Consider the following 18,153-nt stretch of genomic DNA (forward strand, 5'->3'; position numbering starts at 1 on the left):
CCTCCGGCAGTAGGTTCGGCGTCACCCCGGGCGGCCCGCCGTCCGGGGTGACCAGGCGGACCGGGGACGCGGAGGTGCACGTGACGGCGCTGGACGAGCCCGGGCGGACCGCCCGGCTGATGTGGACGCACTTCGAGCCGGTGCACGCGGTCACCTACTTCCACCCGCGGGCTCGGGCCGCGCACGAGGCGGTCGGGCTGCGCGGCTACTGGCGCGGCTACTTCGCCGGCCGGACCGCCCCGCTGGGCGCCGCCGAGGCCGCCCCGGTCATCGCCGCGTTCTTCAACTTCGCACCACTCATGGTGAGCCGTGCCCTGCCGGCGGTCTGGCGGCTGGCCACCCCGCAGGAGGCCCTGCGCGCCCGGCTGACCGGCGCCGTGCAGGCCCTCGCCGAGCTGACCTACGAGCTGCCCGAGGCGCACCTGGCCGAGGCCGCCGATCTGCTGGAGAGGGCCGCCTCGGCGGCGCAGACCGCCGGTCGGGTGCTCGGCGCGGCCAATGCGGCGCTGCCGGTCGGGGAATACCCCCTCGCCCGTCTCTGGCAGGCCGCCACCACGCTGCGGGAGCTGCGGGGCGACGGGCACAACGCCGCCCTGGTGGCCGCCGGCCTGGACCCGGTGGAGACGCTGGCCTGGCGGGTCGCCGTGGACATGCCGGCGGAGAACCTGCTCGGCCGGGGCTGGTCCGAGGAGCAGTGGCGGGCCGCCCGCGAGCGGCTGGCACAGCGCGGCTGGCTGACCGGCGACGGCACGGCCACGGACGTCGGTCACGCCGGCTTCCAGGCGATCGAGGACGCCACCGACCGGGCCGCCGCGCATCCGTGGCTGGCCCTCGGCCCGGACGACACCGACCGGCTGCGTGAGCTGCTGGAGCCGATGGCCCGGTCGTGTCACACGGTGATCCCGCCGAACAGCCCGATCGGGCTGCCCGCGCTGCCCGGCTGACCGGCGGTCCGCCTCTCGGGCAGGATGGGCCCGTGGTGGATGCGGTGGTTTTCGACCTGGACGGTGTGATCGTGGATTCCGAACCGGTCTGGGAGGAGGTCCGGCGGGCGTACGTGGCGGCACACGGTGGGTCGTGGCAGCCGGACACCCAGCGCCGGCTGATGGGCATGAGCACCGGTGAGTGGGCCCACTACCTCAGCGGTGAGCTGGGTGTGCGCCGCAGCGCCGGGCAGGTCGCCGACGAGGTGGTGCGGGAGATGGCCCGGCGCTACACCGAGCACGTGCCGCTCATCGACGGCGCCGACGAGGTCGTACGCCGGCTGGCCGCGCGGTGGCCGCTGGGGTTGGCCAGTTCGTCACCGACCCGGCTGATCGCGGCGGCGCTGGACGTCACCGGCCTGACCGGCGCGTTCGGCGCGACCCTCTCCACCGAGGAGACCGAGCGGGGCAAGCCGGCGCCGGACGTCTACCTGGACGTCGCGCGGCGTCTCGGCGTCGACCCGACCCGGTGCGCGGCAGTGGAGGATTCGTCCAACGGCGTGCGGTCGGCCGCGGCGGCGGGGATGCGGGTGGTGGCGGTGCCGCACCTGTCGTACCCCCTCGACCCGGACGCGGCCGGGCTCGCGGTCGTGACGCTGGGGTCGATCGGTGAGTTGACGCCGGAGCTGGTGGAGGGGCTGGGTTGACGCGGGCAGACTGGGGAAGGAACAACGAATGAAAGCCATCGTGTACGAGCGCACCGGCGACCCTTCCGTGCTGGAGCTGGTCGACCGGCCGGTGCCGGAGCCGGGTGCGGGCGAGGTGCTGGTCCGGCTGGCGATGTCCGGGGTGAACCCGACGGACTGGAAGTCGCGGCGGGCCTTCCCGCCGGACGGGTGGCAGATCCCCGGGCAGGACGGCGCGGGCGTGGTGGAGGCGGTCGGCGAGGGGGTCGACCGTGAGCTGATCGGCCAGCGGGTCTGGATCTGGGAGGCGGCCTGGCAGCGGCCGTGGGGCACCTCCGCGGAGTACACGCTGGTGCCGGTGCGCCAGGCGGTTCCCCTGGGCGACGCCTCGTTCGAGCTGGGAGCCAGCCTGGGCATCCCGTTCCTCACCGCGCACCGCTGCCTGACGGCCGGCGAGTTCATGCCCGACGCGCTGCGCGCCGGTGCGCTTGCCGATCACACGGTGCTGGTGCAGGGCGGGGCGGGCGCGGTAGGCAACGCGGCGATCCAGCTCGCCCGCTGGGCCGACGCGACGGTGATCGCCACGGTGAGCAGCGCGGAGAAGGCGCAGCTCGCGGCGGCGGCCGGTGCCTCCCATGTGATCAACTATCGGGAGCAGGACGTGGTCGAGGAGGTCGGCAGGATCGCTCCGCACGGCGTCCACACGATCGTGGAGGTCGCGCCGGCCGCGAACGCGGCGGCTGACGTGCAGATGATCCGGCAGGGCGGCGCGGTCTGCGTGTACGCCGACAACGGCGGCACCGAGGTGACGCTCCCGATCCGCCCGCTGTACGTGGTGAACGCCCGCTGGCAGTTCGTGCTGGTCTACACGGAGCCGAAGGCGGCCAAGGCGCAGGGTGTGATCGACGTGGCGGCGGCGGCCAACCAGGGTGGTATCCGGGTCGGTGCGGACGCCGGTCTGCCGCTGCACCACTATCCGCTGGCCGACACGGCGGCGGCCCACCAGGCGGTCGAGGACTCGGCGGTGGGCAAGGTGCTGATCACCACCAGCGACGCCTGAACGGATCGCGCGACACCCGATTTCCCCGTCATCAGGACAGACGCGAACAATTTTCGCAACAATGACGGTGCGGGATAACCCCGCGTGGAGCGGGCGGCCCCGGCGCGGTGCGAACGCCGGGGCCGCCCCTGGGGAGGAATGTCAGGAGAACTCCTCTGCCCAACAGGCGACAGTGCCCGGTAAAACGTTACGGTGCTGTCAGCTCCCGGACAGTCAGCTCACCGTCGGCGTACCGCGAACGGACGACCTTCTTGTCGAACTTGCCGACGCTGGTTTTCGGCACCGTGTCGATGAACGCCCACCGCTCGGGCAGCTGCCACCTGGCGATCGAACCGGCCAGGAAGTCCCGCAGCTCCTCGGCGGTCACCGAAGCGCCCTCACGGACCACCACGGTCGCCAGCGGCCGCTCGTCCCAGCGCTCGTCCGGCACGCCCACCACGCACGCCTCCAGCACGGCCGGGTGCGCCATCAGCGCGTTCTCCAGCTCCACCGACGAGATCCACTCGCCGCCGGACTTGATCACGTCCTTCGCCCGGTCGGTGAGCGTGATGTACCCGTCCGGGGAGAGCATGCCCACGTCGCCGGTACGCAACCAGCCGTCGCGGAACTTCTCCTCGTCCGGGGCGTCGTCACCGACGTACCGTGCGGTCACCCACGGCCCACGGACCTCCAACTCGCCCACGGCCGTGCCGTCGGCGGGCAGCGGCTCGCCCAGCGGCCCGACGATGCGTGCCTGCACCCCGGCCGGCACGCGACCCTGCGTGTAGCGGTAGCGCCAGGCCTGCTCGCCGGTCGCCCCCGCCGGCGGCCGGGAGACCGACCCCAGCGGCGACATCTCGGTCATCCCCCAGGCGTGGATGACGTCGATCCCGTGCCGCTCGTCGAACGCGTGCATCAACGCCGGCGGGCACGCCGAGCCGCCGACGATCACCTCGGTGAGCGAGGACGTGTCCACGTCGTGGCTGTCCAGGTAGGCCAGCAGGTCGGTCCAGATGGTCGGCACCGCGCCGGCCAGGGTGGGCCGCTCGGCGGCGATCATCTCGGCGATCGGCGCGGCCTGGAGGAACCGGTCCGGCATGATCAGTGACGCGCCGGAGAGGAACGCCGCGTACGGCAGACCCCACGACATGGCGTGGAACATCGGCACGATGGCCAGCTCCCGGTCGGTCGGCCCGAGACCGAAGCCCTCCGGCATGCAGACCTGCAACGAGTGCAGGTAGATGGACCGGTGCGAGTAGGCGACGCCCTTCGGGTTGCCGGTGGTGCCCGACGTGTAGCAGAGCGCGGCGGCGTCCCGCTCGTCCACCTCCGGCCAGTCGTACACGTCGGGCCGGTCGGCCAGCAGCGCGTCCCAGTGGTGCACGGTGATCCGGTCGCCCGCCGCCGCCACCAGCGGGGCGGGGTCGCCACCGCCGACCACCACCACGTGCCGCACCGTGCTCAGCTCGCCGATCACCCTGGCCAGCAGCGGGATGAGCGTGGTGTCGACGAGCACCACCCGGTCCTGCGCGTGGTTGGCGATGTAGGCGACCTGGTCGGGAAAGAGCCGGAGGTTGAGGGTGTGCAGCACCGCGCCCATGCTCGGCACCGCGAAGTAGGCCACCAGGTGCTCGTTGTTGTTCCACATGAAGGTGGCGACCCGCTCGTCGCCGGTCACCCCGCACTCGTCGCGCAGCGCGTGGGCCAGCCGGGCGGCGGTGCGACCCACCTCGGCGTACGTCATCCGGCGGGGCTCGCCGCCCGTCCAGGTGACCACCTCGGCGGTGCCGTGCACCCCTGCGCCGTGGTCGAGGATCCGGGAGACCTGCAGGGGGGCGTCCATCATCGTGCTACGCATGGGTAACAAGCTAGTGTCGGCGGTCACACGTTGGGAACCCCCGTAAATTGTCGCAGGTGAGCATCTCCTGGGCCGACTCGTACGTGGGGCAGTTGCGCGCGCTCGCCGGGGACCGGACGCTGATGTTCGTCGGCGCCCGAGCCGTGGTCAGCGACAACGCGGGGCGCATCCTGCTCATCCAACGCTCGGACAACGGTCAGTGGGCCATGCCCGCCGGCGCCATGGAACTGGGCGAGTCGATCGCCGACTGCGCGGTCCGCGAGGTCCGCGAGGAGACCGGGCTGCGGGCGCTGCGGGTCTGCGCGTTCGCCCTCTACACCGGCCCGGACCGGACCAGCACCAACATGTACGGGCACACGTACCAGGTCTTCACCACCGCGTTCAAGGTCGAGGAGTGGGACGGGCAGCTGACCCGGGTCACCGACGAGACCACCGACGCCGGCTTCTTCCCCCGCGACCGCTTCCCGACCCCACTCTCCGGCTCGGTGTTGGAAACCCTGGCCGACCTGGACGTCTTCGAGCAGACGAACCGGCTGATCCTCAAGTAGGTCCTACTGCGGGTAGCGCATCTCGGCGAAGAACCCCTCCTGGATCCAGTTCGGGTACGCGACCGGCAGCTTGGTGGCCTCGTCCAGCTCGGTGAGGTCCTGCTCGGTCAGCGTGAGGTCCGAGGCGGCGATGTTGTCCACCAACTGCTCGTGCTTGCGGGCTCCGACGATCACGCTGGTCACTGCCGGCCGGGACAGCAGCCAGGCGACGGCCACCCGGGCCGGGCTGACCTCGTGCCGCTCGGCGACGCCCTTGAGCACGTCGACCACAGCGAAGGCGTGCTCGGGTTCGAACGGCGTGAAGCTGGAGTAGCCGGGCTGGGCGCTGCGGGCGCCGCTGTCGGCGACGGCGCCGTCCCGGCCGACCTTGCCGGAGAGGAATCCACCGGCGAGAGGGCTCCACACGGTCAGGCCGACGCCCGCGTCGAGCGCCATCGGCACCACGTCGCGCTCCACGTCCCGACCCAGCAGGGAGTAGTACTCCTGGACGGAGACGAAGCCGGCGAGCTTCTCCCGCGCGGAGATGCCGAGCGCCTTGGAGATCTGCCAGGCGGCGAAGTTGGCGCAGCCGATGTAGCGGACCTTGCCCTGTCGGACCGCGTCGTCGAGCGCGCGCAGCATCTCCTCCATCGGCGTGACCTGGTCGAAGTTGTGGATCTGGTACAGGTCGATGTGATCGGTGCCCAGCCGGCGCAGGCTTTCCTCCAGGTTCTGCATGATGTGCAGGCGGGAGGTGCCGACGTCGTTGGGGCCGGGGCCGGTGCGCGAGTGCACCTTGGTGGCCAGCACGACGTCGCGACGCCGCTTGCCGAGCGCCTGGCCGAGCAGTTCCTCGCTCTCCCCGTCGCTGTAGCCGTCGGCGGTGTCGACGAAGTTCACGCCCGCGTCGAGCGCCGTGTCGACCATCCGCTGCGCCTCGGGCAGCGCCAGTCCGCCGAGGGTTCCCCAGAGCGGGTGCCCGCTGCCACCGAAGGTCATCGCGCCGAGCGAGATCTCCGAGACGTACACCCCGGTGGTGCCCAGCAGTCGGTACTTCACCTGTGTTGCTCCTCGTGGTGGGGGGTCGGAGGCCACGTCGGCACTCCGGCGGTCACTGTGTCGGACACTGTGTCCGGCAGTGAGCGTACGTCGTCGGTCGCGCCCCCGGCCACCTAGGATCTCGACCATGCCCTCGATCACCCGACGTCGCCCGCCCAACCCGGACGGGCGGGCGGCCGTCGAGGCACGGGTGCTGGCGGCCACGGAGCGACTGCTCCAGGAGGGCGCCCGCTTCACCGACCTCGGCGTGCAGCGGATCGCCGCCGAGGCCGGGGTGGCCCGGTCGACCTTCTACACCCACTTCCGGGACAAGAGCGAGCTGCTCATGCGCCTCGCCGGCACCATGCGGGAGAGTTCCTTCGACCGCACCAGCGGCTGGGACCCGGGCGGGCCCGGCGACCCGCTCGCACGGCTGACCGAGGTCTTCGCCGACGTGATCCGGATCTACCGGACGTACGCCCCGGTGCTTGCGGCGGTCAGCGAGGTCGCCGCGTACGACGAGGTGGTCCGGGAGTACTGGGCAGCGGGGCTGGAACGGTTCGTGAGGCGCACGGCGGATGCCCTCCGCGCCGAGCAGCAGGCCGGGCGTACCCCCGCCGACCTGGACGTCACGGCCGCCAGCCGCTTGATCGTGATCGGCGGCGACCGCTTCCTCGCCGACCACGTCAGCACGACCACGGCCGACCCCGGGACCGACGCGGCGGCAGCGCGGGAACTTGCGGCGACATGGTGGTACGGCGCGTACCGCCGCCCGGCTTGATCAATTCCGCTCGAATTCGCCCTGCCAGCCGGCTCGTCGGCTGGCAGGGCGACCGGGCGTGGTCAAATCATCGTCTGGGACTTGGCCTCCATGTCCGCCGCGGCCTCATCCTTCGATTCCTTGGTCAGCGGCTTCCCGCCCGGCGCCGGCGCCTCTCCGCCGAGCGGGTCGGCACCGCCCTTGGCGCCCTGCGGGCCTGCACCGCGTAGCTCGTTGTTGGGCAGCGCCAGGGTGACCAGCACCGCCACGATGGCGACGAGACCGGTGGTCAGGAAGACCAGGTGCAGCGACTCCACGAACGACGCCTGGATGGCGGCCCGGACGGCGCCGGGCAGGGCCATGATGGTCGCCGGGTCGTTGATCGAAATGTTCGTGCCGCCACTCGCCGCGACAGCGGCCCGCTGCTCCGGTGGAAGCTGGGCGATCGCACCGGGCAGCCGGTCGGCGAGCTGCGAGTTGAGCCGCGACGAGAGCACCGTGCCGAGGATCGCCACCCCGAACGAGCCGCCCAGCGACCGGAAGAACGTCGCCGACGAGGTACCGGCGCCCAGGTCGCGGATGGAGACCGCGTTCTGCACCGCGAGGACGAGCGACTGCATGCACAGACCGAGGCCGACGCCGATCACCACCATGAAGCCGAACGCCATCCAGAGCGACGTGCCCACCTGCAACCGCGTGAACAGCAGCATGCCGAGCACCAGGGTGGCCGCCCCGGCCACCGGGAACCACTTGTACCTGCCGATCCGGCTCATCGCCCGTCCGGTGAGGATCGAGGTCACGATGATGCCGGCCATCATCGGCAGCATCAGCAGACCGCTGCGGGTCGGCGAGGCACCCTTGACGATCTGGAGGTACAGCGGGATGAAGATGATCGACCCGAACATCACCAGACCGAGCACGAAGCCTGCGGAGTTGGCCAGCGCGAACGTGGCGCTGCGGAACAGCCGCAGCGGCAGGATCGGCTCGGCGACCCGCGCCTCCTGGAGCACGAAGAGCACCGCCAGGACCGCACCCGCGACGAAGAGGCCGATGATCAGCCCGGAACCCCACGGGTACTCGTTGCCGCCCCAGCTCAGCGCGAGCAGGAGGCAACTCACCCCGGCCACCAGCAGGCCGGCGCCGAGCCAGTCGATCGCGTGGTTCCGGCGCTCGAACGGGATCAGCCGCATCACGTGGTAGCAGACCACGATGGCCAGGATCGCCAGCGGCACGTTGATGTAGAAGATCCACCGCCAGTCGGTCTCGGCGAAGTATCCACCGACCAGCGGGCCGGCCACCGACGCGATGCCGAACACCGCTCCGAACAGACCCTGGTAGCGGCCTCTCTCCCGGGGTGAGACCACGTCCGAGATGATCGTGAACGCCAGCGTCAGCAGACCACCGGCGCCGAGACCCTGGATGCCCCGCGTGACGATCAGCTGGGTCATGTTCTGCGACAGGCCGGCCAGCAGCGACCCGACCAGGAACGTACCGATCGAGAAGAGGAAGACCGGGCGACGCCCGTACAGGTCGGCCATCTTGCCGTACAGCGGGGTCGACGCGGTCGAGGCGAGCAGGTACGCCGTGACCACCCACGAGTAGTGGTTGATCCCACCCAGCTCACCGACGATGGTCGGCAGGGCCGTGCCGACGATGGTCTGGTCGAGGGCGGCCAGCAGCATGCCCGTCATCAGGCCCAGCATGAGCAGCCGGATCTGCTGGCGATTCAGTACCGGCGCGGCAGAGGCTTCGGTGGTCATCAAGCCCTCTTTCCCGACCACCGGAGAACATGCCCCACACCCCAAAAAACCCCGAGCCTCCCAAGGTTGATCAAGAGGTTCGCGTCACGACACGCCGGGTGGGATGACGCAAACCTCTTGATCAACTCGGGAGGGCGGGGTCAGGAGGCGGCGAAGGTTTTGGTGATCTTTGCGCAGAAGGCGGGGAGGTCGTCGGGCTTGCGGCTGCTCGTCAGGTTGCCGTCCGTCACGCACTCCTCGTCGACCCAGGTCGCGCCGGCGTTGGTCAGGTCGGTGCGCAGGCTGGGCCAGGAGGTGATCCGCCGGCCACGCACCACGTCCGCCTCGATCAGCGTCCACGGGCCGTGACAGATCACCCCGACCGGCTTGCCGGCGTCGAAGAACGCCTTCACGAACCGCACCGCGTCCGGGTCGGACCGCAGGAAGTCCGGGTTCGCCACCCCGCCCGGCAGCACCAGCGCGTCGTACCCGGCGGCGTCCGCCTTGTCCGCGGTGACGTCCACGTCGTACGTCTTGGACTGGTCCAGGTGGTTGAAGGACTGGATGGAACCGGGCTTGAGCGAGACCAGCTCGGCCGTCGCGCCGGCGTTCTCGACCGCCTCGCGCGGCTGGACGTACTCGACCTCCTCGACGCCGTCGGCGGCCAGGAAGGCGATCCTCTTGCCCTGCAGTGTCGCTGCCATCTCAGTACATCTCCTTTCCGGGGTACCTCAACTCCCTTCCCGAGCGCCAACGCCCGAAACACCCCACGGCGGTAACGACGGGCACCCCGCCGACGACTGTGGGACGAAAGGCCGCCGACCTGCGGCGTAGCCCGGTCCCGGCGCAGGTTTGTCCCGAGGGCCGCTGGGGACCCGGGGAGGCATGGCAGGAGCAGCAGCGGAACAGCGCCGGCTCGCCACCGTCGTGGAGAGCTGGCTCGGGCGCCCGGTCCTGATCATCGGCGACGCCATGCTGGACGAGTGGCGGTTTGCCGACTCCGACCGGCTCTGCCGGGAGGCGCCCGCCCCGGTCCTCACCCTGCGCCGACGGATCTCCGCCGCCGGTGGGGCCGCGAACACCGCGGTCAACGTCGCCACCCTCGGCGGTCGGGCCGTGCTGGTGGCGCCGGTCGGCGCCGACGTGGCCGGCGACGAACTGCACGACTGTCTGGACCGGGCCGGCGTCTGGGACCGCACGGTCAACCAGCCCGGTCGGCCCACCCCCGTGAAGCGGCGGATGCTCGCCGGCAACCAGATCCTGCTCCGGGAGGACTCCGGCGACGCGGACGACGCGCTCGACCCGGAGGGGGTGGACCGGCTGCTCACGGCGCTGGACTGCGCCACCGAGGAGCTGCGCGCCGCCGCCGGCGGAGAGGCGCCGACCCTGGTGGTCTGCGACTACGGCCTGGGCGCGCTGCCCGCGCCGGTCCGCGCCTGGCTGGTCGAGCAGCGCGAGCGGTACGCCACTGTCGCGCTGGACGCCCACGACCTCGCCGACTGGCGGGGGCTCGCGCCGACTGTGGTCACCCCCAGCTTCGCCGAGGCGACCCGGTTGCTGGCCCGTGCCGGTGGCGCGAACCGCTCGACCGCCGGCACCGACCTGCACCTGGAACACCCAGACAACGATCCGGCCGACGGGCCGTCCGAGCTGAGCGTCGGCGCCGCCCCGGGCGGGGCCCGCGCCGACGACCGGCCCGGCCCGGTCGGCGAGCCCACCCCGGGCGAGGGGCGGGTGGCCCTCACCGGCGACGGCCTCAGCGTCACCGGCACCGGCGTCACAGTGAACACCGAGGCTGGAGCGGGCGTGGACCGGGCCGTACTGGCCGAGTCGCGCCTCGCCGAACTGCGCGCGCACACCGGCGCGGACGTGGTCGCGGTGACCCTGGACACCGACGGCGCGGTGGTCGGCGGCGCGGACGGGGAACGGCGGCGCAGCCACAGCACCCCGGTCCCCGCGAGCCACGCGGTGGGTGCGGGAGACGCCTACCTGGCGGCGATGACGCTGGCCCTGGCCGCCGACGCGCCGCTGCCCACCGCCGCGCAACTCGCCCAGCTCGCCGCAACGATCACCGTGTCGGACACCGGCACCTGCGTGTGCCTGCGCAACGACCTGCTCGCCGCCCTCGACATGCCACCGGAGACCGCCGGGCACCCGGCGGTGGTCGGCACCGACGAGTTGGACGCGATCGTCGCCGAGCACCGCGAGGCGGGCCGGTCCGTGGTGTTCACCAACGGCTGCTTCGACGTGCTGCACCCCGGGCACGTGCGCTACCTGGAACAGGCCCGCGCCCTGGGCGACCTGCTCATCGTGGCGGTCAACTCGGACGGCAGCGTACGCCGGCTCAAGGGGCCGGACCGGCCGGTCAACCCGGTCGAGGACCGGGGCGCCCTGCTCGCCGCGCTCTCCTGCGTGGACCATGTGGTGGTGTTCGAGGAGGACTCGCCCGCCGCGCTGATCGAGGCGGTCCGGCCCGACGTGTACGTCAAGGGCGGCGACTATCCGCCGGAGCTGGTGCCGGAGGCGCCGCTGGTGCGCCGACTCGGCGGTCAGGTGCGCACGCTGGGGTACGTGCCGGACCGGTCCACCTCGGCGATCATCGACCGGATCCGGTCACACAGCCAAGAGCCGTCGTCGCACGCCACCGACCCGTCGCTGAGCCCGCGCACCCAGGCGTCGTGAACCGGCCCCTCGCCCTCGGCGCCCCGGCGGAGTTCCGTGCCGACCGGCTGGTCGACGTGTTGATCCCGACCCGTAACCGGCCCGCCGAACTGGCCGTCACCCTGGCCGGGCTCGCCGCCCAGGGCGGGGTCCCCGGCTTCGGCGTGGTGGTCAGCGACCAGTCCGACAACGATCCGGCGTACGCCCATCCCGCCGCGGCCACCATGGTCCGGGCGCTGCGGCACGCGGGCCACCCGGTGCTGTTGACCCGCCGGCTGCCGCGCCGCGGGTTGGCCGAGCACCGCGCCTATCTGCTCGCCGCGTCATCGGCCCGGTACGTGCTCAACCTCGACGACGACGTCTGGCTGGAACCCGGGGCGCTGCACCGGCTGGTCGCCGCAATCGAGGAGCTGGGCTGCGGGTTCGTCGGCAACGGTGTGCACGGCCTGTCCTACACCGAGGACGTACGACCGGACACGCACCGGCACTACGAGGAGTGGGCCGGTCGGCCCGTCCCGGAGCGGATCCGGCCGGGCACCCCCGAGTGGGACCGCGCCCGCATCCACTCGGCGGCCAACCTGCTGCACGTCACCGCCGAGCTGGCACTGCCGCCGGGCGCGTGGCGGGCGTACAAGGTGTCCTGGATCGGCGGGTGCGTGCTCTACGACCGGGCCAAGCTCGTCGACTCCGGGGGCTTCGACTTCTGGCGGCGGGTGCACGAGCGGCACCAGGGCGAGGACGTGGCCGCCCAGCTCGCGGTGCTGGCCCGCCACGGCGGGGCGGGCATCCTGCCCAGCGGCGCCTACCACCTGGAGACCCCCACCACTGTCACCGAGCGGGACGTGGAGGCGTGGGAGGTGGTCCTCGCCGACGAGGACACCCCACAGCCGGCCTGAGCGCCGCCTACGGGTTGAGCAGTTCGCGGGCCGATTCCAGCACCTCGACCACCGGCACGTCGGTGACGAACGAGTCGCGGTGCGGGCACTCGCCGTCCCCCGGCCGGTGCGGATAGATGCCGGGCGTGCAGTCCACGCCGCAGACCGGGCAGTGCACCATCCAGGAGCTGATCGGCCGGTGCCGGCCCCGCAGCGGCGTCGCCGTGTTGATCAGGTTGCCGACCCAGAAGATGCCCACCGTCGCCGTGCCCACCGCGGCGGCCAGGTGCAGCGGGCCGGTGTCGTTGGAGACGACCAGCGCGCAATCGGCGTAGCAGCCGGCCAGCCCGCCGAGGCTGAGCGTGCCCACCTGCGGCCGGACCGGCACCCCCGCCGCCGCGACCACCTGGTCCACCACCTCCCGCTCGGAGGGCGTACCGGTCACCAGCACCTCGTACCCGTCGCCGTGCAGCGCACGGGCCACCTCGGCGAACCGCTCGGCCGGCCAGCGACGCCGGGTGTCGGTGGCGCCCGGATGCAGCGCCACCCGAGGGCGGGCCGGCGGGCCGAGCACCCGCTCGGCCTCCGCCCGATCCGCGTCGGTGACCGCGAGCGTCGGCACGATGGTGGTCGCCGGAGCACCCACCAGGGCCACCGTCTCCAGATAGCGGATCACCTCGTGCTGGTAGTACACGTAGCGGATCCACCGGTCCAGCGGCGGCGCGTCGTCGGCGCGCAACCCGACAGTCACGCGGGCGCCGAGGCGGCTGACCAACGGGTTGGAGTTGGCGCCCCCGCCGTGGACCTGCACCGCCAGGTCGAAACCCTCGCCGCTGGCCGCCGCCACGAACTCGTCCATCGTGGATGCCGACTCACCGGCCTCCGGCTCCCGGATGCCGGGGCCCGGCGGCACCACCAGCACCCGGTCCACCGGGCCCGGCCGGTCGCGCCAGAGCTTCGCGTGCCACGGCGCCCCGAGCAGCACGATCTCCGCCGAGGGGTACGCGGCACGCAACGCGTCCAACGCCGGCAGAACGAAGATGAAGTCGCCGAGGGCGTTGGCACGCAGCACCGCGATCCGGCGCACGTCTTCGACTCGCCCGGCCGTCGGGCCGAGCAGGGACGGGGTGACCACGTGGCGCGCTACGACCGGTCGATCTCGCCGACGGTGTCCGGGTGGTGCAGCTCCCGGTCCGCGGCGGGATCGGCCGGCATCGGCGTACCAGCGGAGGGGCCGGCCGAGCGCGGCCCGGTGCGGCCGACGGTGATGGTGCGCGCGGTGGGCCGGGCCGCCCGCGGCAGGCGGACGCGCAGCAGCCCGTGGTCCATGACCGCGTCGATGCCGTCCGGGTCGACCCGGGACGGCAGGTCGATGCGGTACTCGAAACCGCGCGTCTCGAAGCCACCGGGAATGCCCTGCTCGGCGTTGACCTCCGCCTCGGAGCGGGCCCGTACGCACAGCTCGCGGTCGTCCAGCTCGACGGCCACCTCCTCGGGCGCGACGCCCGGCAGCCGGACGACGACCTGCCAGCCGTCCGACGTCTCGGTCAGTTCGACGTCGGACGACCCGGCCCGACCGCCGACCAGTCTGCTCAGCTCGGCGCGCAGCGACTGCAACTCGCCCATCGGGTCCCAGCCCTGTTGCCGGCCACGCCACCCCCGGCCGAACCCGCCGGGCTGCTGCTGCTCGCTCATCGCACGTCTCCGATCCGCTGGGTGGTGGGCCGCAGTGAGCTGGGCGCATCCAGACCGGCGTCCCGGTCGACGCCCACACCGAGCCGGTCGACCAGCTCGCCACCCAGCCAGGCGCTGATGCCGAGGATCGCCACCGCGACCACCTCGATGGCGATCAGCGCGCCACCGGCGGCCCGCGAATCGGCGTTGAGCCGGACCGCCCACACGGCGGCGAAGAGCAGGATCACCGCGAGGTTGGCGCCCGCGTGCAGCAGACCCACCCGCTTCGCGCGGGTGCCGGTCGGGATCGCCAGCAGGTCGAACGAGCCGGCCGCCGCGGCCAGCAGGCCGCCGATCAGGCCGACGGTGATGTTCCAGTACGCGACCTCGCCGAGGAAGTCGGGCCCGCCGACCGTGTCGATGATGTCGAAGAGCACCGCCGTGACCAGCAGCGCGACCGGGAACATGACCAGCATCGGATGGACTGGATGACCCAGTACCTTGAGTCGGCTCTCCATCTCCCGGCCTCCACTGGTCGGCTTTCCTGCGGACGGTATGAGCGGCGGGCGTGTCGGGTGAGGCCGTACCCCGGGCGACCGGGGGCAAACCTCGCGCTGGCCACGCGGGCCTAGGCTGGCGACGGTGGCGCCGCCACCCGGGTCAACGGCTGGGGGAGGATCGCGTGACGGTGGAGATCACCTCGCACGAGGAACTGCGTGAGCTGCTCGGGACGCCGGGTGTACGCGCCGCCACCAAGGACCGCGCCCGCCTGCACGAGCGGGACCGGCAGTGGCTCGCCGCTTCGCCGTTCTGCCTGGTGGCGACGGCGGGCGCGGACGGCACCTGCGACGTCTCGCCCAAGGGCGACCCGGCCGGATTCGCGCTGGTGCTGGACGACACGACAATCGCGCTGCCGGAGCGGCCGGGTAACAAGCGGGCCGACGGCTACCGCAACATCCTGGACAACCCACACGTCGGGCTGCTCTTTCTGATCCCCGGTCGCACCGACACGCTGCGCATCAACGGGCGGGCCCGACTGGTACGCGACGCGCCCTGGTTCGACGACATGGTCGTCAAGGGGCACCGGCCGGTGCTCGCCGTGGTGGTGGAGATCGAGCAGATCTTCTACCACTGCGCGAAGGCGTTCCTGCGGTCCGCGCTGTGGCAGCCGGAGACCTGGCAGCCCGACGTGCTGCCGACCCGCGCACGCCTGATCAAGGAGGTCGAGGCGCCGCCCGAGAGCCTGGAGGACCTGGAGAGGCACTACGGCCCGGAGTACGCCAGGAAGATCTACACCTGACCGACCCCGGCCGGCGGGCGGTCAGGCCGCTGGCGTCACCAGGCAGAGGACATGGCCGTCCGGATCGGTGAGCACCGACTGTCGTTCGCCCCAGGGCTGATCAGCTGGCGCGTCAACGACCTGGGCACCCGCCTTCACCGCCGCAGCGGTCGCCGCGTCGACGTCCGAGACGAGGAAGCTCACCGCAACGCCGGCCAAGCCGGGCGTGGGTGGGCGTTCGTGCAGCAGAAGCTCGACCTCGGAACCCGGAACGGCCAGGGCCACCATCTCACCGGCGCCGTACTTCTCGGTCAGCCCCAACGCATCCCGGTAGAGCGCCAGCGCGCGCTCCCGATCCGCCACCGACACGATGATCCGCCGCAACCCCCGTACCGTCACCAGGTCACCCTAACGGCGCAGGCTCGCCGCGGCGTTCCCGGCAAACCGCGTCCGACTACGGACTCTGATCCTGCCGGACGTCACTCCGGGGTGACCGACACCATCCACAGGTGGCCGTCCGGATCGGCGAAGACGCCCGCGTACCCCCATGGTTGTGCGGTCGGTTCGGTGACGACCTCGCCGCCTGCGACGCGCGCCCGCTCGACGACCGCGTCCACCTCGGCCACGGTGGCGGCCCCGAGGCCGAGCAGGCACTCGCTCTGCCCCCGCGGGGCGACCTCGTGTCCGCCGATCACCCAACCGAAGCCGCCGGTCGGGATGAGCATCAGGCGCAGCCCGTCGTTGACCACGAACTGCAACGGCTCCGGGATGCCGTCGTCGGCCAGCTCACCCACCGCTTCGAGGCCGAGGCTGTCGCGGTAGAAGCGGTACGAGGTCGGACGATCGGCGATCGGCAGGCTGATGATCACTGGTGCGGCTGGCATGGACGGCACCTCCACAGGTCGGTCGGACACGGCCACCGGCTCGGGGATGAGGACCGCATTTCCAGTATGGACAGCGGGGCTGACACTCGTAGCGCATCGACAACCGGTGGCGCCGGATGCCCGCCCCCGGCATGACCCTCTAGCGTGGCCGCCATGAGTGTCGACGGCTGGTTGGCAGACACCCGCACGTCCTACGACACGGTCGCGGTCAGTTACGCGCACCTGGTCCGCGACTTCCTGGCACAGGCACCCTACGAGCGGGCAGCTCTGGCGTTGTTCGCCGACCACGTACGCGCCACAGGCGGGGGCCCGGTCGCCGACGTGGGCTGCGGACCGGGTCGCATCACGGCGCACCTGAACGAGCTGGGCATCGCCGCCTTCGGCATCGACCTCTCCCCCGGAATGATCGCGGTGGCCCGCCACGAGCACCCCGACCTGAGATTCGAGGTCGGCTCCATGACCGATCTCGACCTGCCCGACGGCTCGGTGGCCGGCCTGATCGCCTGGTACTCGCTCATCCACATTCCCGACGAGCGGCTCGGTCAGGTCCTCGCGCACTTCCGGCGGGTGGTGCGCCCCGGAGGCCCGCTGCTGGTCGGCTACCACGTGGGCGACGAGACGACCCTCAAGACCGAGGGGTACGGCGGTCACCCCATGAGGATCCGCGTGCACCGCCGCCGGCCGGCGCAGGTCGCCGCCTGGCTACGCGACAACGGGTTCGCGGTCGAGGCCGAGATGACAGTCATCTCACCCGAGAGCAAGCTCGGCGGCATCACCTTCGGTCGACGAGAGCCCTGATCACCCGCGGATCCGGTCGGCGCCGAGCACGCTGAGCAGCGTGCTCTTGCCCGCACCGTTGGGCCCGATCAGTGCGCAGTGCTCCCCGGCGCGGATCGTGACGCTGACATCCGCGAGCAGCAGGCGACCCTCCCGCACGACATCGACGTCCCGGGCCTCGATCACCGTGTCGCCCGGGTCGGCGTACCCCGTCATTTCTGCGGCTCGGTGAGGAACACGCCGAGGGCCAGCGCCACCAGGGGGATCAGACAGATGATGGTGAACACGCCCTGCGGGCCCCAGGCTTCCGCCGCCACCCCGAGGACGGGCGCGAGGAGGCCGCCGATGCTCACGGCGAGCCCGAGGGTCACGCCCGCCGCCGTGCCGGGCCGCGACGGCAGATAGTCCTGGCCCAGCTTGACCAGCACGGCGAACGGGATGTTCAGGGCGATGCCAGCGAGCACGGCGAAGACGAGCGGCGGGTACTCCCCGGGCGTGAGCCGCAGGCCGACGAGTGCGGGAACGGCGACGATCGCGCCGAACTGCACGGTGCGGACCATCCCGACGCGGTCGGCGATCCGACCCCCCAGCAGAGTCCCGGCCACTCCGCCGACCAGGAAGCACGCCAGCGCCGCCCCGGCGAGACTCCGGCCCGCGCCCAGATGGCGTATCCAGAACAACTCGATGAAGGTGATCGCGCCGAAGAAGGCGACCGACCTGACGGTCTCGATGCAGGTCAGCACCAGGAAGGGGACCCAGCGGTCCCGGCCGTTGTGCGAGACGGTGCGCGCGGCCGGTCGCCGCAGCCGGTTCCGGTACAGCAGGAACCCCATGAGCACGGCCGGCGGGATGAAGAGCGCGGTCGCTCCGACGCCCATCGCGATCAGTGCGGGAGTGGCAAGCACCGGCGCCAGAAAGAACCCGACACTGCCCCCGGCGGCGAAGATGCTCATCGCTGTCGCACTGTCGCCCGCCGCCACCCGTGCCGACTTTCCGGCGGCCGGGTGGAACATCGCCACGCCGAATCCCGACACGCAGAGCAGGAGCCAGACCGCCACGTAACTGTCCACGAGACCGGACAGGCCGAGCCCGACTCCGGCGAGCGTTACTCCCGCCCCGGCCAGCCAGTCCAGCCGATAACGGTCGACGGCGACACCGATGAAGGGCTGCGGAACCGAGCTGCCCAGGGTCGCGGCGAGCGTGAGCCCCCCTGCGGCGACGTAGCTGTAATGGCGGTCCAGTACGAAATACGGGACGCAGGCCGGCACCAGACCCTGATAAAGGTCGTCGACCGCGTGGGCCGCGCCCCACAGTCGCATCCGCCGCCACGCCGACGGTTGCCTGTCCAGCTCCTCGGCCAGTGCCAGCACCGACTCGGGGTTGGCCGGGTTCGCTCGGCTGCTTGTCTCCGCCACCATCAGCTCTCTCGTTGC

The 18,153-nt window shown here is 72.0% G+C and carries 20 protein-coding genes; 9 read left to right on the forward strand and 11 right to left on the reverse strand.

Going from position 1 to position 18,153, the window contains the following annotated elements:
* The first annotated feature begins 119 nt into the window (after nt 1-119).
* Genes AB0B97_RS06105 through AB0B97_RS06115 form a run of 3 tightly spaced genes read left to right on the forward strand, consistent with a single transcriptional unit; the run spans nt 120 to nt 2,669 of the window.
* Nucleotides 120-944 carry a hypothetical protein gene (locus tag AB0B97_RS06105; protein WP_357492044.1) on the forward strand — a complete coding sequence of 275 codons (825 nt, stop codon included), beginning with the start codon at nt 120-122 and terminating at the stop codon, nt 942-944.
* 32 nt (nt 945-976) lie between these two features.
* Entirely contained in the window at nt 977-1,630 is a 654-nt protein-coding gene (locus tag AB0B97_RS06110; RefSeq protein ID WP_357491077.1) for an HAD family phosphatase, read from the forward strand.
* A gap of 28 nt (nt 1,631-1,658) precedes the next feature.
* The gene (locus AB0B97_RS06115) at nt 1,659-2,669 is read left to right on the forward strand and encodes an NADPH:quinone reductase (protein WP_357491079.1); all 1,011 of its coding nucleotides are present in this window, start codon (nt 1,659-1,661) and stop codon (nt 2,667-2,669) included.
* A 187-nt stretch (nt 2,670-2,856) separates the two neighbouring features.
* On the opposite strand, the gene AB0B97_RS06120 is transcribed toward AB0B97_RS06115, so the two are convergent.
* Nucleotides 2,857-4,506: a fatty acid--CoA ligase gene (locus tag AB0B97_RS06120; protein WP_357491081.1), complete on the reverse strand. Its 1,650-nt coding sequence runs from the start codon at nt 4,504-4,506 to the stop codon at nt 2,857-2,859.
* Between the two features lie 56 nt (nt 4,507-4,562).
* Between AB0B97_RS06120 and AB0B97_RS06125 the strand changes: the two genes are divergently transcribed.
* A complete protein-coding gene (locus AB0B97_RS06125) occupies nt 4,563-5,054 on the forward strand; it encodes an NUDIX domain-containing protein (RefSeq protein WP_355134399.1) in 492 nt (163 codons plus the stop codon).
* A gap of 3 nt (nt 5,055-5,057) precedes the next feature.
* Here AB0B97_RS06125 and AB0B97_RS06130 read toward each other — a convergent pair whose 3' ends face one another.
* Nucleotides 5,058-6,092, reverse strand: a complete 1,035-nt coding sequence (locus tag AB0B97_RS06130) for an aldo/keto reductase (protein ID WP_357491083.1) — start codon at nt 6,090-6,092, stop codon at nt 5,058-5,060.
* 127 nt (nt 6,093-6,219) lie between these two features.
* Here AB0B97_RS06130 and AB0B97_RS06135 point away from each other — a divergent pair, with 127 nt between their 5' ends.
* Nucleotides 6,220-6,852, forward strand: a complete 633-nt coding sequence (locus AB0B97_RS06135) for a TetR/AcrR family transcriptional regulator (protein ID WP_357491085.1) — start codon at nt 6,220-6,222, stop codon at nt 6,850-6,852.
* 62 nt (nt 6,853-6,914) lie between these two features.
* Here the strand turns inward: AB0B97_RS06135 and AB0B97_RS06140 are convergent, their stop codons facing one another.
* The gene (locus AB0B97_RS06140; RefSeq protein WP_357491087.1) at nt 6,915-8,591 is read right to left on the reverse strand and encodes an MDR family MFS transporter; all 1,677 of its coding nucleotides are present in this window, start codon (nt 8,589-8,591) and stop codon (nt 6,915-6,917) included.
* Between the two features lie 140 nt (nt 8,592-8,731).
* Nucleotides 8,732-9,274 (reverse strand): type 1 glutamine amidotransferase domain-containing protein, encoded by a 543-nt coding sequence (locus AB0B97_RS06145; RefSeq protein ID WP_357491089.1) that lies wholly within the window; start codon nt 9,272-9,274, stop codon nt 8,732-8,734.
* A 181-nt stretch (nt 9,275-9,455) separates the two neighbouring features.
* Between AB0B97_RS06145 and rfaE2 the strand changes: the two genes are divergently transcribed.
* Together rfaE2 and AB0B97_RS06155 are read left to right on the forward strand one after the other, a co-directional pair.
* On the forward strand, nt 9,456-11,252 hold the full coding sequence (gene rfaE2, locus AB0B97_RS06150) for a D-glycero-beta-D-manno-heptose 1-phosphate adenylyltransferase (protein WP_357491091.1): 1,797 nt from the start codon (nt 9,456-9,458) through the stop codon (nt 11,250-11,252).
* Nucleotides 11,249-12,127: a glycosyltransferase family A protein gene (locus tag AB0B97_RS06155; protein ID WP_234584178.1), complete on the forward strand. Its 879-nt coding sequence runs from the start codon at nt 11,249-11,251 to the stop codon at nt 12,125-12,127. The genes rfaE2 and AB0B97_RS06155 overlap by 4 nt, the downstream gene beginning before the upstream one ends.
* Before the next feature lie 7 nt (nt 12,128-12,134).
* Here the strand turns inward: AB0B97_RS06155 and AB0B97_RS06160 are convergent, their stop codons facing one another.
* The 3 genes from AB0B97_RS06160 to AB0B97_RS06170 are packed head-to-tail and all read right to left on the reverse strand — an operon-like array spanning nt 12,135 to nt 14,298.
* A complete protein-coding gene (locus AB0B97_RS06160; RefSeq protein WP_357491093.1) occupies nt 12,135-13,241 on the reverse strand; it encodes a glycosyltransferase family 9 protein in 1,107 nt (368 codons plus the stop codon).
* A gap of 8 nt (nt 13,242-13,249) precedes the next feature.
* Nucleotides 13,250-13,801: an Hsp20/alpha crystallin family protein gene (locus AB0B97_RS06165; RefSeq protein ID WP_234584176.1), complete on the reverse strand. Its 552-nt coding sequence runs from the start codon at nt 13,799-13,801 to the stop codon at nt 13,250-13,252.
* Nucleotides 13,798-14,298: a DUF2231 domain-containing protein gene (locus AB0B97_RS06170; RefSeq protein WP_357491095.1), complete on the reverse strand. Its 501-nt coding sequence runs from the start codon at nt 14,296-14,298 to the stop codon at nt 13,798-13,800. Before AB0B97_RS06170 ends, AB0B97_RS06165 begins: the two co-directional genes overlap by 4 nt.
* Nucleotides 14,299-14,462: 164 nt before the next feature.
* Here AB0B97_RS06170 and AB0B97_RS06175 point away from each other — a divergent pair, with 164 nt between their 5' ends.
* Nucleotides 14,463-15,080, forward strand: a complete 618-nt coding sequence (locus AB0B97_RS06175) for a pyridoxamine 5'-phosphate oxidase family protein (RefSeq protein WP_357491097.1) — start codon at nt 14,463-14,465, stop codon at nt 15,078-15,080.
* 21 nt (nt 15,081-15,101) lie between these two features.
* Here the strand turns inward: AB0B97_RS06175 and AB0B97_RS06180 are convergent, their stop codons facing one another.
* Complete coding sequence (locus AB0B97_RS06180; RefSeq protein WP_357491099.1) at nt 15,102-15,458, reverse strand: VOC family protein; 357 nt, start codon at nt 15,456-15,458, stop codon at nt 15,102-15,104.
* Nucleotides 15,459-15,538: 80 nt separating this feature from the next.
* Nucleotides 15,539-15,943, reverse strand: a complete 405-nt coding sequence (locus tag AB0B97_RS06185) for a VOC family protein (RefSeq protein ID WP_357491101.1) — start codon at nt 15,941-15,943, stop codon at nt 15,539-15,541.
* Between the two features lie 153 nt (nt 15,944-16,096).
* On the opposite strand from AB0B97_RS06185, the gene AB0B97_RS06190 reads away from it, so the two are divergent.
* Nucleotides 16,097-16,741, forward strand: a complete 645-nt coding sequence (locus AB0B97_RS06190) for a class I SAM-dependent methyltransferase (RefSeq protein WP_357491103.1) — start codon at nt 16,097-16,099, stop codon at nt 16,739-16,741.
* Here the strand turns inward: AB0B97_RS06190 and AB0B97_RS06195 are convergent, their stop codons facing one another.
* A complete protein-coding gene (locus AB0B97_RS06195; RefSeq protein WP_357491105.1) occupies nt 16,742-16,936 on the reverse strand; it encodes an ATP-binding cassette domain-containing protein in 195 nt (64 codons plus the stop codon).
* Nucleotides 16,933-18,138 carry an MFS transporter gene (locus AB0B97_RS06200; protein WP_357491107.1) on the reverse strand — a complete coding sequence of 402 codons (1,206 nt, stop codon included), beginning with the start codon at nt 18,136-18,138 and terminating at the stop codon, nt 16,933-16,935. The genes AB0B97_RS06195 and AB0B97_RS06200 overlap by 4 nt, the downstream gene beginning before the upstream one ends.
* Nucleotides 18,139-18,153 lie beyond the last annotated feature (15 nt).

It is taken from the genome of Micromonospora sp. NPDC049004 (assembly GCF_040649315.1).
Lineage (GTDB): Bacteria > Actinomycetota > Actinomycetes > Mycobacteriales > Micromonosporaceae > Micromonospora.